14 protein-coding genes are annotated in these 15,430 nt (G+C 72.9%); 5 read left to right on the forward strand and 9 right to left on the reverse strand.

What is annotated here, in order from left to right:
- Positions 1–5: 5 nt before the first annotated feature.
- A complete protein-coding gene (locus tag ACZ67Q_RS14150; RefSeq protein ID WP_471180930.1) occupies positions 6–1,298 on the reverse strand; it encodes an ABC transporter substrate-binding protein in 1,293 nt (430 codons plus the stop codon).
- 281 nt (positions 1,299–1,579) lie between these two features.
- Between ACZ67Q_RS14150 and ACZ67Q_RS14155 the strand changes: the two genes are divergently transcribed.
- Both ACZ67Q_RS14155 and ACZ67Q_RS14160 read left to right on the forward strand, forming a co-directional pair.
- A complete protein-coding gene (locus ACZ67Q_RS14155) occupies positions 1,580–2,590 on the forward strand; it encodes a LacI family DNA-binding transcriptional regulator (RefSeq protein ID WP_471181098.1) in 1,011 nt (336 codons plus the stop codon).
- Positions 2,591–2,684: 94 nt separating this feature from the next.
- Positions 2,685–4,040, forward strand: a complete 1,356-nt coding sequence (locus ACZ67Q_RS14160) for an amidase (RefSeq protein WP_471180932.1) — start codon at positions 2,685–2,687, stop codon at positions 4,038–4,040.
- 16 nt (positions 4,041–4,056) lie between these two features.
- Here ACZ67Q_RS14160 and ACZ67Q_RS14165 read toward each other — a convergent pair whose 3' ends face one another.
- Positions 4,057–5,043, reverse strand: a complete 987-nt coding sequence (locus ACZ67Q_RS14165; RefSeq protein ID WP_471180935.1) for a helix-turn-helix domain-containing protein — start codon at positions 5,041–5,043, stop codon at positions 4,057–4,059.
- 57 nt (positions 5,044–5,100) lie between these two features.
- Here ACZ67Q_RS14165 and ACZ67Q_RS14170 point away from each other — a divergent pair, with 57 nt between their 5' ends.
- Positions 5,101–6,390 carry an MFS transporter gene (locus ACZ67Q_RS14170; RefSeq protein ID WP_471180938.1) on the forward strand — a complete coding sequence of 430 codons (1,290 nt, stop codon included), beginning with the start codon at positions 5,101–5,103 and terminating at the stop codon, positions 6,388–6,390.
- Positions 6,391–6,422: 32 nt separating this feature from the next.
- Here ACZ67Q_RS14170 and ACZ67Q_RS14175 read toward each other — a convergent pair whose 3' ends face one another.
- The gene (locus ACZ67Q_RS14175; protein WP_471180940.1) at positions 6,423–6,905 is read right to left on the reverse strand and encodes a GNAT family N-acetyltransferase; all 483 of its coding nucleotides are present in this window, start codon (positions 6,903–6,905) and stop codon (positions 6,423–6,425) included.
- A 60-nt stretch (positions 6,906–6,965) separates the two neighbouring features.
- Positions 6,966–7,139 (reverse strand): hypothetical protein, encoded by a 174-nt coding sequence (locus ACZ67Q_RS14180; RefSeq protein WP_107082809.1) that lies wholly within the window; start codon positions 7,137–7,139, stop codon positions 6,966–6,968.
- A gap of 458 nt (positions 7,140–7,597) precedes the next feature.
- Between ACZ67Q_RS14180 and ACZ67Q_RS14185 the strand changes: the two genes are divergently transcribed.
- Positions 7,598–8,047 (forward strand): hypothetical protein, encoded by a 450-nt coding sequence (locus tag ACZ67Q_RS14185; RefSeq protein WP_471180943.1) that lies wholly within the window; start codon positions 7,598–7,600, stop codon positions 8,045–8,047.
- A gap of 267 nt (positions 8,048–8,314) precedes the next feature.
- Here the strand turns inward: ACZ67Q_RS14185 and ACZ67Q_RS14190 are convergent, their stop codons facing one another.
- The gene (locus tag ACZ67Q_RS14190) at positions 8,315–9,808 is read right to left on the reverse strand and encodes an SDR family NAD(P)-dependent oxidoreductase (RefSeq protein WP_471180946.1); all 1,494 of its coding nucleotides are present in this window, start codon (positions 9,806–9,808) and stop codon (positions 8,315–8,317) included.
- A 104-nt stretch (positions 9,809–9,912) separates the two neighbouring features.
- Positions 9,913–11,262 (reverse strand): wax ester/triacylglycerol synthase family O-acyltransferase, encoded by a 1,350-nt coding sequence (locus ACZ67Q_RS14195; protein ID WP_471180948.1) that lies wholly within the window; start codon positions 11,260–11,262, stop codon positions 9,913–9,915.
- Between the two features lie 462 nt (positions 11,263–11,724).
- On the opposite strand from ACZ67Q_RS14195, the gene ACZ67Q_RS14200 reads away from it, so the two are divergent.
- Positions 11,725–12,111, forward strand: a complete 387-nt coding sequence (locus ACZ67Q_RS14200; protein ID WP_471180951.1) for a cupin domain-containing protein — start codon at positions 11,725–11,727, stop codon at positions 12,109–12,111.
- 12 nt (positions 12,112–12,123) lie between these two features.
- On the opposite strand, the gene glgC is transcribed toward ACZ67Q_RS14200, so the two are convergent.
- From glgC to ACZ67Q_RS14215, 3 genes are read right to left on the reverse strand one after another with little or no spacing between them, the layout of a single operon-like run.
- A complete protein-coding gene (glgC, locus tag ACZ67Q_RS14205) occupies positions 12,124–13,344 on the reverse strand; it encodes a glucose-1-phosphate adenylyltransferase (RefSeq protein ID WP_361633540.1) in 1,221 nt (406 codons plus the stop codon).
- A 50-nt stretch (positions 13,345–13,394) separates the two neighbouring features.
- The gene (gene glgA / locus ACZ67Q_RS14210) at positions 13,395–14,567 is read right to left on the reverse strand and encodes a glycogen synthase (RefSeq protein WP_471180955.1); all 1,173 of its coding nucleotides are present in this window, start codon (positions 14,565–14,567) and stop codon (positions 13,395–13,397) included.
- A gap of 51 nt (positions 14,568–14,618) precedes the next feature.
- Positions 14,619–15,416 (reverse strand): (2Fe-2S)-binding protein, encoded by a 798-nt coding sequence (locus ACZ67Q_RS14215; RefSeq protein ID WP_471180958.1) that lies wholly within the window; start codon positions 15,414–15,416, stop codon positions 14,619–14,621.
- Positions 15,417–15,430 lie beyond the last annotated feature (14 nt).

Here is a 15,430-nt window from a genome sequence, read left to right on the forward strand (position 1 = left end):
GTGGGTCAGCCCTGCTGCTTCAGCAGCGTGTCGCACTGCTTGACAGCGTTGTCGAGCGCGTCCTGGGGGCTCTGCTTGCCCTGGAGCGCCTTGGCGACCTCGTTGCGCAGCGCGGTCTTCATCTGCTCGCTGAACAGCACCGGCGTGTAGTTGACGGCGCTCTTCAGCGACTGGGCGGCGGCGATGCGCACCCGGGTGACGTCGGTGCCGTCCTGCTGGGTGAAGTACGGGTCGTCGAGCGAGCCGGCGGTCGAGGGGAAGATGGCGACCTTCTTGGCGAACGACATCTGGTGGGCGGCGTCGGTGACGAAGTGCGCGAAGGCGATCGCGGCGGGCTTCTTCCTGGTCTGCGCGTTCACCATCACGCCCATCACGTACATGTTGGCGTGCCCGGTGCTGGTGATCTGGTCGGTGATGCCGATGTTCTTGTACAGGTTCGGCGCGTTCTTCTTGAAGTTGTCGAGATCGAGGGCGCTGCCCGGGTTCATGGCGACGGCCCCGGTCAGGAACTTCTTGCCGGACGACTCCGGGGTGGCGGTCAGCGCCTGCGGGTCGAGCGCCTTCGCGTCGTACAACTCCTTGTACTTCGTGAGGAGTTCCGCACCCTTGGCGTCGTTGAAGGTGAAGGCGGTTCCTTCCTTGTTCATCAGCTCGACGCCGTACCGGCCGAAGTCCTCGATGGTGGGCACGTTGGCGAGGGTGGCGACCTTGCCGTCGGTCCTGTCGGCCATCTGCAGGGCGTCCGCGAAGAGTTCGGCGTACGTCTTCGGCGGCTTGTTCGGGTCGAGTCCGGCCTTGGTGAACAGGGACTTGTTGTAGAACAGCGGCCCGGTGTTGAGGTACCAGGGGAAGGCGTACGTTCCGCCGAGGCCCGGGACCCGGTGGCTCGCCCAGGCGCCGTCCAGGTACTCCTTCTTGTACTGTCCGGCCGCCTTGTCCAGGTCGAGCGCGAGGCCGGCCTTGGCGAGCGGGGCGACCAGGTCAGGGGAGACGTTCACGACGTCGGGCAGGGTGCCGCCGCCCGCGTCGGCGCTGATCTTGTCGGCGTAGCCCTCGGCGGGCTGGTCGATCCACTTGACGTGCGTGCCCGGGTACTTCTTCTCGAACTCGGCGACGACACCCTCGAAGTAGTCCTTGAAGTTGGCCTTCAGGTTCCAGGTCTGGAACGTGATGTCGCCCTGGACCTTGCCCGAGGCGTCGTCCGAGCCGCCGTCGTCGCCGCCGCTGCCACAGGCGCTCAGCGGCAACAGGACGACGGCGGCAGCGGCGGCGGCGAAGGTTCTGCGGGAGATGCGCACGACGGTGTGCTCCTTGTCGAGAACGGTGTGCGATGGGGTGGACGGCCGGCCGATGGCGCCGGGGCAGACCTTGCCCGCCGATTCCCGACGACGTCAATGGATTCACGCGAACTAATGTCTTTAGTTGGCCATTTGGCCAGGTCAGCGAGTTTGACAACGATCTCTTGCGGCAGATCGCTAATGCGCTTTAGCCTGTTCGCACTCAAGCGCATTAGTGGATCGGGAGTTTCCGAAGGGGGCAGGGGTTGTCGGGCAAGCGGGTGCCGGCGCGCCGGCCGACGATGAAGGACATCGCGCGGCGTGCCGGTGTCTCCGAGAGCGCGGTCTCCTTCGCGCTCAACGGCCGCCCCGGCGTCTCGGAGGTCACCCGGGACCGGGTGCGCCGGGTCGCCGAGCAGCTGGGCTGGCGGCCCAGCACGGCGGCGCGCGCCCTGTCCGGTGAGGGCGCGGCGACGGTCGGCTTCGTGCTGGCCCGCCCCGCCGACACCCTCGGTGTGGACTCCTTCTTCCTCCAGCTGGTCTCCGGCATCCAGGAGGTGCTGGCCGAACGCCATCTCGGGCTGCTGTTCCAGGTGGCGCAGGACGCCGGCGAGGAGTGCGCGGTCTACCGCCGCTGGTGGGCCGAGCACCGGGTGGACGGCGTGCTGGTGGTCGACCCGCGCAGCGACGATCCGCGGCCCGGTCTGCTGGACGAACTGGGGCTGCCCGCCGTGGTGATCGGCGGCGCGCCGGACGAACGGCACCCGGGGCTGTCCTCGGTGTGGGCGGACGACGCCGGGGCGATGGCGTCGCTGGTGGACCGGCTGTACGCGCTGGGCCACCGGCGGATCGTGCACATCGCCGGGCTGCCGGGACTCGCGCACACCGAGCGCCGGGTGCGCACGCTGCGCGCCGAGGCGCTGCGGCGGGGCCTGACCGGCGTGGAGTCGGTGACCACGGACTACTCCGACGCGGAGGGCGCCGCGGTGACCCGCCGGGTGCTGGAGCGCTCCCCCGCTCCGACCGCCCTGGTCTACGACAACGACGTGATGGCCGTCGCCGGGATCGCGGCCGCGACGGGCCTGGGCCGCACGGTGCCCGGGGACGTGTCGGTGGTGTCCTGGGAGGACTCGGCCCTGTGCCGGCTGGTCAAGCCGTGGCTGTCGGCGCTGTCCCGGGACAGCGTGGAGTTCGGCCGCACTGCGGCCCGCGAACTGCTCGCCCTGCTGGACGGGGGCCCGGCGCGGACCGTGCGGGTGCCGGTACCGCGGCTGATCGAACGGGACAGCACGGGGGCGGCGCGCGGGTGGTGAGGGCGACCCCCTCGACGCGGTGCCCACGGCAGGGCACAGTGGCGCCTGTACTACTCAGCGGTAATAGCCGCCGTCCGATGTCGAGGAGCTGCCCGTGACCAGCTGGGTCGGTCTGTCCGCCGCCGAGATCGCCGCCGCCGTCCGTGAGAAGCGGGCCACGCCGCGCGAGGTGGTGGCCGAGCATCTCGCCCGGATCGACCGGCTGGACGGGAGGATCGGCGCCTTCCGTACGGTGCGCGCGAAGGCGGCGCTCGCCGAGGCCGAGGCCGTCGGCGGCCGGGGCGACCTCGGGGACCTCCCGCTCGCCGGGGTGCCGGTGGCGGTCAAGGACAACCTCGCCGTGCGCGGCGAGTCGATGCGCGTCGGCTCGGCCGCGACCCCGGACACGCCCGCCGAGGACGACCATGTGACCGTGGCCCGCCTCCGCGCGGCGGGCGCGGTGGTCGTGGGCCTGACCAACGTGCCCGAGCTGTGCGTCTTCGGCACGACCGAGGGGGTGCACGGCACCTCCCGCAACCCGTGGGACACCTCCCGCACGGCGGGCGGCTCCTCGGGCGGCAGCGCGGCCGCGGTCGCCGCCGGCTTCGTGCCGCTGGCGCTGGGCAACGACGGCATGGGCTCGCTGCGCATCCCGGCGGCGAACTGCGGGCTGGTCACGATCAAGCCGGGGCGCGGCGTGGTCCCGGCCGGCATCGGCGAGGGCGACTGGTTCGGCATGGCGGAGAACGGCCCACTGGCCACGACGGTCGAGGACGTCCGCCTGGCCCTGTCCGTCCTGGCCGGCACCGACGCCGTACGTCCCGCGGCACCCGGCGCCCGCAGAATCGCCGTGTCCCTGCGCAGCCCGCTCGCCGGGGTCGCGGTGACCTCGCCGTACACGGCGGCGGTGCGTGCGGCGGCCGGGCTGCTGGCGCGCGCCGGGCACACGGTACGGCGGGCCGAGCCGCCGTATCCGCTCTCGCTCGGGGTGACGGCGCTGACGCACTGGACGGCGGGCACCGCCGTCGACGCGGCCGCCCTGGACCGGCGGCTGCTGACCCGCCGCACCCGCGTCCACGCGGCCGTCGGCCGCCGCTTTATGAACACCGCGCGCACCGGGCGGGCCCGGGAGCAGCTGGCCGAGCGGCTGGAGCCGTTCTTCGCGCACTACGACGTGCTGCTCACGCCCGCGCTGGCGCGCCGCTCCCCCGAGGCGGCACCCTGGCACGAGCGGGGCTGGCTGCGCAACATCGCCGCCAACACCGCCTACTCGCCGTTCACCCCACCGTGGAACCTCACCGGCTGGCCGGCCGCGACGGTCCCGCTCGGCACCCTGCCCTCGGGCGCCCCCACCGCCGTGCAGCTGGTGGGGCGGCCCGGGACGGAACCCGAACTCCTGCAGCTCGCCGAGCAGTTGGAGGGTCTGCTGCCGTGGCGGCGGGCGGCACCGCTGGAGGAGCCCGGAGCTTAGGAGCCCGCCCCCCGGCCTATCGGCACAGGTCGTCGCCGAGCGGGGTGCGGGCGTAGTGGACCATGCGGCCGGTGCGGGTGCGGGTGAGCAGGCCCGCGTCGTAGAGGACCGTGAGGTGCTGGCTGACCGCGCCCGGGGTGACGCCGAGGCGGTGGGCGAGTTCCGTGGTGGAGGCGGGTTCGGCGAGCAGGAGCAGCAGGCGGGCGCGGGGGCGGCCGAGGAGGCGGACGAGCGCGTCGTCGGTGACCGGCGGGGGCTGCTCCGAGAGGGTGGCGCGGCCGCGGGCCGGATAGGCGAGGACCGGCGGCCGGGACGGATCGATCGTGGGCTGGGCGCCTCGGGCGAACAGCGTGGGCAGCAGCACCATCCCGCGCCCGGCGATGCCGACGATGTCGGTCCACGGCGCCGGGACCGTGAAGTGCTGGGTGGACAGCCGCAGTCGGCCGTCGTCCCAGCTGAGCCGGTCGTCCAGCCCGGACAGCATCGCGCCCGGGCCCTGCTCGGCGAGCACCCTGCCCCGGTGGGCGAGATCCGCCTCCAGGATGGCCTGGACACGCGGCCACCAGTCGTCGGCGAGGCACGTGTGCCAGTAGTCCTCGAGGGCGTTCACGGAGCGCTCCAGCAGGGCCGGCGGGTCCGTCAGACCGCGCGCCACGACCTCGGGCAGCGCACCGGCGGTGCGGTAGGTGGCGCGGAAGTCGGCGGCGACGACATCGGGCGGGGTGCGGCGGAGCGTGGCGAGTTCGTCGGCGACGGAGGGGCGGGCGCGGGTGGGCCGCGGGGTGAGGAAGTCGGGCACCCACAGCCAGGGCGCGGACAGGGCGGTCAGCATCTCGTGGTCGAGGCCGCCCAGGCGCGGCCGGATCCGGCGCAGCCAGGGCCGGTGGTGCGGGTAGCGGGCCGGGTCGTGCAGGCAGCGCAGTGAGAACACCGCCTCCTGCAGCGGGGAGTACGCGAAGGAGGTCGTGGCGAGGTCGCCGATGCCGAACCGGAACTCGATCATTGAGCGTCACGCTAAATCAATGCCGGACCGGGCCGGCGACCGGGTTGCCTGATCCGCATGACCACGACACGACCCGCACCGGAGACCGGCCGCGCCACCCGGGCCGCGGGACTGCTGCCCAAAGATCCCGCGCTGCGTCTGGCCACGGTGCTGACGGCCGTCAACTCCCTGGGCAACGGACTGTACTTCCCCCTCGGCGTCCTGTACTTCACCCGCATCGTCGGCCTGGACGCGACCGCGGTCGGCGTCGGTATGACGGTCGCCGGACTGGTCGGTGTGGCGGCCGGGGTGCCCGCCGGGCGGGCGGCGGACCGGTGGGGCGCCCGGCGGGTCGGGGCGCTGCTGTGGGGCGGTACGGGCCTGGCGACGGCCGCGTACACGCTGGTGCACTCCTGTGCCGGCTTCCTCCTCGCGGTGGTCGTGGCGACGGGGCTGCAGATGGCGAGCCGAGGGGTGCAGGGCGCGCTGTACGCGGACGTGCTGCCGGCGGCGACCCGGGTGGAGGCGCGGGCGTATCTGCGGATGGTGACGAACGTCGGCATGGGGGCGGGCGGCGCGCTCGGCGCCGTTGCGCTGCAACTGGACTCGCGCGCCGCGTACATGACCGTGATCGTGCTGAACGCGCTGTCGTTCGCCGGTCCGGCCCTGCTGGTGCCGCGGCTGCCGCTGGCCGCGCACGTCGCCGGGCGCCGGGGACCGGACGGCGGTTCGCAGCCGGCCGGCCCCTGGCGGGCGGTGCGCGATCTGCCGTTCCTGGCGGTGACGGTGCTGAACGCGGTACTCGTCGTGCAGTACTCGCTGTCCGAGGTCGGGCTGCCGCTGTGGATCGTGGAGCGGACCGGGGCGCCGCGCTGGACGGCGGCGCTGCTGATGATCGTCAACTGTGTACTGGTGGCGCTGCTCCAGGTGCGGGTGGCCCGGCGCGCGGCGCGGGTGCCGGCCGCGGTCCGGGCGATGGCCTGGTCGGGCCTGCTGCTGGCCGCGGCCTGCGCGGTGTACGCCCTGTCCGCCGGCCTCTCGCCCCTGTGGGCGGTGCTCGCGCTGATCGCCGGCTCGGTGGTGCAGGTCTTCGCCGAGGTGCTGTCGGCGGCCGGCGGCTGGACCCTCGGCTACGAACTCGCCGACGCCCGCGCGCACGGCGTCTACCAGGGCGTCTTCGGTGCGGGCATGTCGGCGGGCATGATGGCGGGCCCGGCGTTGGTGACTGTCACCGCGATCGCCCACGGGGCGGTGGGCTGGGCGGTGTTGGGCGTTCTGTTCGCCCTGGCCGGGCTCGCGGTGACGCCCGCGGTGCGCTGGGCCCACCGGGACGGCGACTGGCGCGGGGAGACGGCCGAGGCCCGCTGAGGGCAGGCCGGGGCGCGCGCGGGCTGGGCCGGCTACAGCGCCTTGTACATGATGTGCAGTCCCACCAGCCCGTGCCGGGGGTGTTCGAAGGCCTGCGGAACGGTGCCCAGGATCGTGAAGCCGAGGGACTGCCACAGCCCGACGGCCGGGTTCGTCTCGACGACGGCGTTGAAGACCATGCCCCGGTAGCCGTGGGCCCTGGCCTCGGCCAGGATGTGCCCGGCGAGGGCGCGGCCGATGCCGCGGCCACCCCGGCCGGGGTCGACCATGAAGCCGGCGTTGGCGATGCGCGCGGCCGGGCCGCCGTAGTTGGGCGTCAGATACGCGGAGCCGATGACGGCACCGGTCTCGTCCTCGGCGACGTAGACGCGTTTGGCCGGGCTCATCCACAGGGCGCGGGCCGCTTCCTCGGTGGTGTCCGGGTCCCAGGCGTAGGTCTCGGCGGCGGCGACGATGCGGTGCCAGAACGGCCAGATCTGCGGCCAGTCCTCGGCCGCGGCTTCTCTGATCAGCATGGGCGTGAGTCTGACACGCCCATGCGGTCGGCGATCGCGATGGTCCTGCCCCGGAGCGGGTCAGTCCACGCTGGGCAGGATGTGCGGCTCGGCGAGGTCGTCCTCGTATCCGGCGAGGCGGATGGGGGCGGACCGGGCCCACACGTCGAGGCTGCCGATCTCTCCGGGCCGGCGGCCGGCGCGCTCCGTGCGTTCCTTGGGGCGCTGCTCGCGATTCGTCTTCTCTGGTGTCACCGCGCACTCCTTATGTGTCGGTCACCCGGGGGGCGTACGGGCCATACTCCGGCCTGTTCTTCGACGCCCGCTCGGGTCTGTCTCAAGGCGTTCGGACGCGGTGGCGTCGACAACTCACAGCGGATCAGGCCGTGGTGGACCGGCTTGCCCCATGACGGACGGTGGGTGTGGGTGGGACCCCGTTCTGCTGTCCGTCCGCTACAGATTAACCAAATGAGCGGGGCACCGCTCGATGGGGCTGAAAATTTGGGGTAACCATGGCAAGTCACGCACATGTCCCCACTAGGGAATTGAACCCTTTTGACCGGTTTGATGCCTTTTATCAGTCACTCGATCGGCCTATGTTCCCGCGCGGGTCTTCGACTTCGGCCCGCAGTTCAAGTGCCGTTGGCCGATCGATAAGCCGGCCGTGCTCTGCTGGTGCGCCGGCACCGGCTGTCTCGCGGGAGGACAGACGCATGGAACTGCGCAGCGTCGAGGAGCTGATGGATCTGCTGTACGCCTGCCGGGGCGTGCGGGACCTGCCGGCGGGCGCCGCCGCCCCGGCCGATCTGCACGACCGCGCCCTGCGCACCGCGGCGCTGCTGCGCCGGCGCCGGCCCGCCGACAAGGAGCTCCAGGTCGCCGGTCTGGTACTCGCCGTGGGACGCTTGCTGCGCCCCGGGGACGCCACCGGCGGCGCCGAACGCGCGGCCGGGGCCGTGCGCTCACTGCTCGGCGAGCGTGTCCACGAGCTGGTGCGCACGGCTCCGTGCGAGGCCGCCGCCACGGACGACGCGCTGCTCGCCCTGCGTCAGGCCGACGAGGAGGCGCGCACCGACGCCCTCGACGGCGGGGTCCTGGAGGACTGGCGCACGGTGCTGGAACTGCTCGCCGGACACCACGCCCGGACCGGCGCCGTCGACTGAGCGGCGAGCAGCGCGAGGGCGCAACCGAGCGAGAGACCGCGGGACGCGATCGCGAGAGACCGCGGAACGCGTCCCCCGGCGGGCCGAGGGGGGTGCCCCCTCGAAGTGGCCGGGGGGATGCCCCTCAATGTGGCCGAGGGGATGCCCCTCGATGGGGCCGAGGGGCGCCCGCTCGGACGTGGCCGAGGACCGCGCCCCCACAGCGGCCGGGGCCGCGGCCGCCGAAGGAGCCGCGCCGCGCCCCTTGAGAACCCGCGGGACGCGCCGTCACCACTTGCCCGGTGCGTAGTCCTTCAGGAAGACGCCGTACAGGTCCTCGCCCGCCTCGCCGCGCACGATCGGGTCGTAGACCCGGGCCGCGCCGTCGACCAGGTCGAGGGGCGCGTGGAAACCGGCCTCGGCCAGGCGCAGCTTGTCGTAGTGCGGGCGCTCGTCGGTGATCCAGCCGGTGTCGACGGAGCTCATGAGGATGCCGTCGCTGTCGAACATCTCCTGGGCGCTGGTCCGCGTGACCATGTTCATGGCGGCCTTCGCGGCGTTGGTGTTCGGGTGCCCGGCGCCCTTGTAACCGCGGTTGAAGACGCCCTCCATCGCGGAGACGTTGACGACGTACGCCCGGCCGCTGGCCGCCTTCTTCGCCGCGTCCGCCATCGCCGGGCGCAGCGCGCTGATCAGGATGAACGGGGAGGTGTAGTTGCACAGCTGGGTCTCGAGCAGCTCGACCGGGGAGATCTGGTCGATGGTCTGCACCCAGGTGTTGCTGTCGACGACGTCCGGGACGAGACCGCCGGCGTCGATGGCGGTGCCGTCCAGGTGCCGGGCGACGCTGGCGTTGCCCGCGACGAGGGCGAGGTCGGCGACCTTCTGCGCGTCCAGGCCGCTGGTACCGATGGGCAGCGCGGCGATGCCGTCGACCGCCCCGGAGTTGAAGGCGCCGATCACGTGGTGGGCGGGGAGCTCCCCGGCGGGCAGCGGGGCGCTCTCGCCCTCGACGAGCGCCGCGTAAGCGGAGGGCAGGCGGCGGACCGTCTGCGTCGCGTTGTTGATCAGGATGTCGAGCGGGCCGGCCTCGGCGACCTGCTCGGCCAGGGCCACGGCCTGCGCCGGGTCACGCAGGTCGATGCCGACGACCTCGAGGCGGTGCAGCCAGTCCGCCGAGTCCTCCATCGCCTTGAAGCGGCGGATGGCGTCCTTGGGGAAGCGCGTGGTGATCGTGGTGTGCGCGCCGTCGCGCAGCAGCCGCAGCGCGATGTACATGCCGATCTTGGCGCGGCCGCCGGTGAGCAGGGCCCGCTTGCCGGCGAGGTCGGCGCGGACGTCCCGCTTGGCGCGGTTCAGGGCGGCGCACTCCTGGCACAGCTGGTGGTAGAAGTAGTCGACCTCGACGTAGCGCTTCTTGCAGGTGTAGCAGGAGCGGGGGCGCTGGAGTATCCCCGCGATCCGGCCGGGCTCGACCTTGGAGGACGGCAGGATGCCCTCGGTCTCGTCGTCGATGCGCTCGGCGGAGCCGGTCGCGGTGGCCTCGGTGACCGCGCGGTCGTGAGCGGTCTTGGCGGCGCGGCGCTCCTGGCGGCGGCGCTGCTTGACCGTGCGGTAGATGTGCGAGGTCGCCCGGCGCACGGCGATCGCGTCGGGGTGGTCGACGTCGATCCGGTCGAGCTCCTCCAGCACGCTCAGGCACACGGCCAGGCGCTCGGGGTCGATGCCGGGCCCGTACACCACCTCGTCCGTGGTCGCCGAGCCGTCCTCTGTCACCGTCATCGCGCTGCCGATCCCTGGTCTGGTCCCGCGGCGCTCCGACCGCGCCCGCTTTCGAACGCGGAATTCTAACGGAGCGCCGTACCCGGGGACCAAACCGTTCGGGCTCAGTCGGCGCACGCTGTGAGCAGTGTCTCCACCTCCCGGGACAGGGCCGCCGCGAACCGGTCGAGATCGGGTACGGCCTCGGCGTCGGCGACGAGGCCGTAGTGGACCCGGCCCTGGTACGTCGAGACCGCGACCGCCAGGGACTGGCCTCGGGCCAGGGGCGCGAGCGGGTGGACCGCGGTGAGCGGGTTCCCGCCGAGCTTCAGGCTGAGGCTGGGCAGCGGCACGCTGGTGACCAGGATGTCGAACCACAGCCGGGCGGCCTGCGAGACCAGCGGCCCGCCGAGCCGGTGACCGAGCGCCGGGACGTGGTCGGCTAGCAGCGCCACCGCGCCGGCGCCCCGGCCCGGGCCGGCGTCCTTGTTGCGGTCCATGGCGACGCGGACCGCGGCGAGCCGGCCCAGCGGGTCGCTCTCGCCGACCGGGAGCCGTATCAGATACCCGGAGAGCCGGTTGCCCTGCGGGTGGGCGGTGCGCGGGCGGCGTTTGGACACCGGGATCAGGGCGCGGGGCGCGACACCCTCGCTGCCGTCGCCGCGCTCGTCGAGCCAGGTGCGCAGCGCCCCGGCGACGACTGCGATCAGCACGTCGTTGACGGTGCCGCCGACGGTCTTGCGGACGCGGTGCACGTCGTCCAGGTCGAGGATCACGCCGGCCGTGCGGCGAGTGCCCGACGGCTCGGCGGTCAGCGCGGGCGTGCTGCGCATGGCGAGCGTGGACGCGGCCACCGAGGCACCGATGTCGAGGGCGCGGCCGACGTCGGACAGCGCACCGGACACCGCGCCGCGCACCAGCGAGGGGAGCCGGCGCACGTCTGGCAGCAGTCCGCGCGGCGGCTGAGCGGGCCGGGGCCGGGGTTCGGGCATCTCGATCGGGTCGAGGATGGCGGCGGCCAGCCCGAGCGCCCGCAGTCCGTCGGCCAGGGCGTGGTGGAACTTGAACAGCACCGCGAACGACACCCCGTCGGCGCCGGGCAGCACATGCGCCTCCCACGGCGGCCGGTCGCGTTCCAGCGGGCGCTCCATGAGCCGGCCGGCCTCGGCGTGGAAGTCGGCGGTGGGTGCGTGCAGCCGGATGTGGTCGAGCGGGTCGAAGTCCGGCACGGGTTCGCGGACGGCCCCGCCGAAGGAGAACGGTGGGCGTGCCCGCAACGGTTGCCACACGTCGCGGATCCGCATGCGCAGCCCGGGCACGGCCGCGGCGCGCGCGGCGAGCAGGTCGGCCGCGTGCGCGCCCGCGGTCGGCGAGTGGGCGGAGAAGATGCCGAGGGCGCCCAGGTGCATGGGATGCTCGGGGGACTCGATGTTCCAGAACGCCAGATCGAGGGGTGCGAGCAGATCAGAAGTCAAGGGCTTGCCTCGCGTCGACGGACGGATGAACCAGCAGTCAAACCCCTGCACCCGATTACGGTCAAGTACGATCAGGCTACGCTCAGTTAACAGCAGATTAAGTCCCGCCCTTCGAGTGAGGGGTGGGACTCATGGGACAACTGAGGTCAGTTCGCCGCGGCAGGCCCCCCTCCTGCGCCACACCCCACCCGGACGGCCGCGGGCCGACCGGGGGCGGCGGTCAGGACCGGCAGCCCGTTCAGCTCCCTGCCGCACCGGCCAGGCGTGGCCGGGCACCGCCGTACTCACCACCGAGCGGGGCGCGTTCGCCGTCGGGAGGGACGGCAGGGTGGAGCCGAACAGCCGTCTGGAGTCCGCGGCGGGCGAGTGGCTCCCTCGTCACCGACGGCGAAGAATGGAGGCGTCCCCTGTGTCGCAGCGAGTCCGCTGCGACGGCACTCTCTGCAGAAAGGGGCGAGGGAGATGTCGAAGGTATCCAGGGAGACGGCCTCCCAGGGCGGCGACTTCGGAATCGTTCTCGACCGGTCCGAGGAGTTGGACGACTACACGGTCGACTTCATCACCTTCCGGGAGAACGTCGATCACACGCCGCTGCTGCGGGGGCTGCCCGACGACCGGTGCCAGTGCCCGCACTGGGGCTACGTCTTCAAGGGGCAGCTGATCTTCCACTACGCGGACCACGACGAGGTCTACGAGGAGGGCGACGCATACTACGCACCGCCCGGGCACGTCCCCGTACGCACCGCGCCGGGCACCGAGGCCCTGCAGTTCAGCCCGACCCGGGAGGTGCGCCCCACCAGCGAGGCCATCATGAAGAACTTCCGGGCGATGCAGGAGGCCAAGGGCTGACCGGTCCGCAGGCTACGACACCCGCTGGCCCTTCCCGAGGGCGATCACCCCGCTCTTGGAGACGGTGTACAGCTCCGCGTCCCGGCTCGGGTTGACGCCGATCGTTGCGCCCGGGGGAACCTCCACGTTCTTGTCGAGGATCGCGCCGCGCACGATCGCGCCCCGGCCGACGTGCACGTTGTCGTGCAGCACCGAACCCTGCACCACCGCACCCGGGTCGACCACCACCCCCGGGGACAGCACGGACCGGGTGACCTGGCCGCGGATCAGGCACCCCGCACTGATGATCGACTCGCCGGCTATGCCGCCGGCGTTGAAGCGGGCCGGCGACAGGTCGGTGGAGTGGGTGTAGATGGGCCAGTGCCGGTTGTAGAGGTTGAACGCCGGACGCTCGGCGATGAGGTCCATGTGCGCCTCGTAGTACGCGTCCAGGGTGCCCACGTCCCGCCAGTAGCCCTGGTCGCGGCTGGTCTCGCCGGGAACGTGGTTGGCGCTGAAGTCGTACAGCTGCGCCTCGCCGCGCTCGGTGAGCTGGGGCAGGATCGAACCGCCCATGTCGTGCACGGAACGTTCGTCCTCGGCGTCCCGGTGCAGGGCCTCGATCAGCGCCTTGGTGGTGAAGATGTAGTTGCCCATCGACGCGAACACGCACGCCGGGTCGTCCGCCAGGCCCGGCGGGTCGGCCGGCTTCTCCAGGAAGCGCTGCACCGTCCGGCCGTCCGAACCGGGTGTGATCACGCCGAACGACGAGGACTCGCTGCGCGGCACCCTGATCCCGGCCACCGTGACGCCCGCGCCGCCCTCGATGTGCTGGGCCAGCATCTGGCGGGGGTCCATCCGGTAGACGTGGTCGGCGCCGAACACGGCGACGTACTCCGGCTGCTCGTCGTGGATCAGGTTCAGCGACTGCAGGATCGCGTCGGCGCTGCCCAGGTACCAGCGCGGGCCGAGGCGCTGCTGGGCGGGGACCGGTGTGACGTAGTTGCCGAGCAGGCTGGACATCCGCCAGGTCGTGGTGATGTGCCGGTCCAGCGAGTGCGACTTGTACTGCGTCAGCACGCAGATGCGCAGGATGTCGCCGTTGACGAGGTTGGACAGCACGAAGTCGACGAGGCGGTACGTCCCGCCGAAGGTGACCGCCGGTTTGGCGCGATCGGCGGTCAGGGGCATCAGTCGCTTGCCCTCTCCGCCCGCGAGCACGATGCCGAGCACCGAAGGACCACCACGACGCATGGCCGCTCCCCTCACCTGGTTGACCGATGCCTGCCCCTGGTCAGGGCGCGTTACGCCTGTTTGGTGCCGCCGAGAATCTCCTCGTAGAGCCGTACCGTGCGCCGCGCGACCGCGTCCCAGCCGAACCGGGTGACCGCCCGCTCGCGTCCCGCCTCACCCATCCGCCGGGCGGCCGCCGGATCCGCGAGGACGCCGTCCAGCGCGCGGGCGAGACGCGACTCGAAGTGTTCGTCCACGTCGACGAGTACCCCGCTCTCGCCGTCCTCGACGACCTCGGGGATGCCGCCGACCCGGGAGGCGACCACCGGGGTGCCGCAGGCCATCGCCTCCAGGTTCACGATGCCGAGGGGCTCGTACACCGACGGGCAGACGAAGGCCGCCGCGTGGGTGAGCAGCTGGATCACCTCGGGGCGCGGCAGCATGCGCGGGATCCAGTGCACCCCGTCGCGTACGGCGCTCAGCTCCTCGTACAGCGTGCGGAACTCGCGGTCGATCTCCGGCGTGTCGGGCGCGCCCGCGCACAGCACGACCTGCGCGCCCCGGTCGATGTCCCGCACGGCCCGCAGCAGGTGCGGGACGCCCTTCTGCCGGGTGATGCGGCCGACGAACAGGACGTACGGGCGCCGCGGGTCGACACCGGCTCTGACCAGGGCGTCGGTGCCGGGGTCGGGCCGGTACAGCGCGGTGTCGATGCCGTTGTGGACGATGTGCACCCGGGCCGGATCGAGCGCCGGATAACAGGCGAGGATGTCCTCGCGCATGGCGCCGGAGACGGCGATCACCGCGTCGGCGGCCTCGATGGCGGTGCGCTCGGCCCAGCCGGACAGCGCATAGCCGCCGCCGAGCTGCTCTGCCTTCCAGGGGCGCAGCGGCTCCAGCGAATGCGCGGTCACCACGTGCGGGACGCCGTAAAGCAGCTTCGCGAGGTGGCCGCCGAGGTTGGCGTACCAGGTGTGCGAGTGGACCAGGTCGCGGCCCTGCAGGGCGGCGGCCATCGACAGGTCCACGGAGAAGGTGCGCAGCGCGTCGTTGGCGTCGTCGAGGCGGGACCAGGAGCGGTGGCGCTGGATGCCGGCCGCTTTGTCCGCGCTCGAGCCCTCGCCCCAGCAGTGCACGTCGAGATCGACCAGGGGGGCGAGTTCGCGGGCCAGGAACTCCACATGGACGCCCGCGCCGCCGTACACGTCCGGGGGGTACTCCCGGGTCAGCAGTCCCACTCGCACCCGTCGACCCCCTGTGCTCGGCGGTAGTTGCCCAACGGTCTCCTTTCATGGTCACCCAGACGGGGCGCGTGGGGAAGAGCGCGGGGGCCTCAAGAAGCAACAGTCGCCGCACACGCCTCCGCCGGGCACCCGGTAGTACAGGCAGCAGCTGCGGCGGCGGAATGTCTGGGGGCCGGCCGGAGTGCCGGTCGCGGGAGCCGTCAGGGTGCCGGCTTCGGCGAGGTCCGGGTGGGCGAGCAGGGCGGCGGTCAGGGTGCGGGCGCGGGACGCGGCGTCGGGACGGCCGTGGGCGAGCGCCCATCCCTCCAGTTGGCGGCCGGCTCCGGCCAGCGCGGAGGCGGCGTTGCCGCGCAGCAGACCGGGGGCGAGGCGGTGACGGGCGCGCAGGGCAGTGGCGAGCGGGTGCAGATGGCCGTCCAGGACGGCGCGGGCCACATCCTGCGCGGCAGCCCGGGGGTGGTCCCCCGGCGCGTCCCCGGCGTGCGGGTCCGGGCGCAGCTCCGTCAGCCACAGGTCGTCGGGGGCGCTGCCCCGCGGATCCCAGCGCAGCAGCCCCGGGGCGAGGTCGGGGAGCGTGCGGTACAGCACGGCACAGCCGAGGGCCACGGACCACAGCCGGGCCGCCAGCCCCTGGTGGGCGATGGACGCCGCGACCCGGGCCTCGGGCGCGCGGATACCGACGGCGACCCTGCGCACACGGGTGTCGAGCGGATCCGGTCGGACCCGCGCGCGTGCGCCGCCGTAGGCGTCCGCGAGGGTGGGCAGCGCACCGTGCGCGGCTGCGGCCGTGCGCAGGAGGAAGAACCCGCCGAGCGGACGCAGGGCAGCGAGGTCGGGGTCGAGGTCCACGAGCAGCAGTAGTA

Source organism: Streptomyces sp. NPDC036813 (assembly GCF_055609245.1).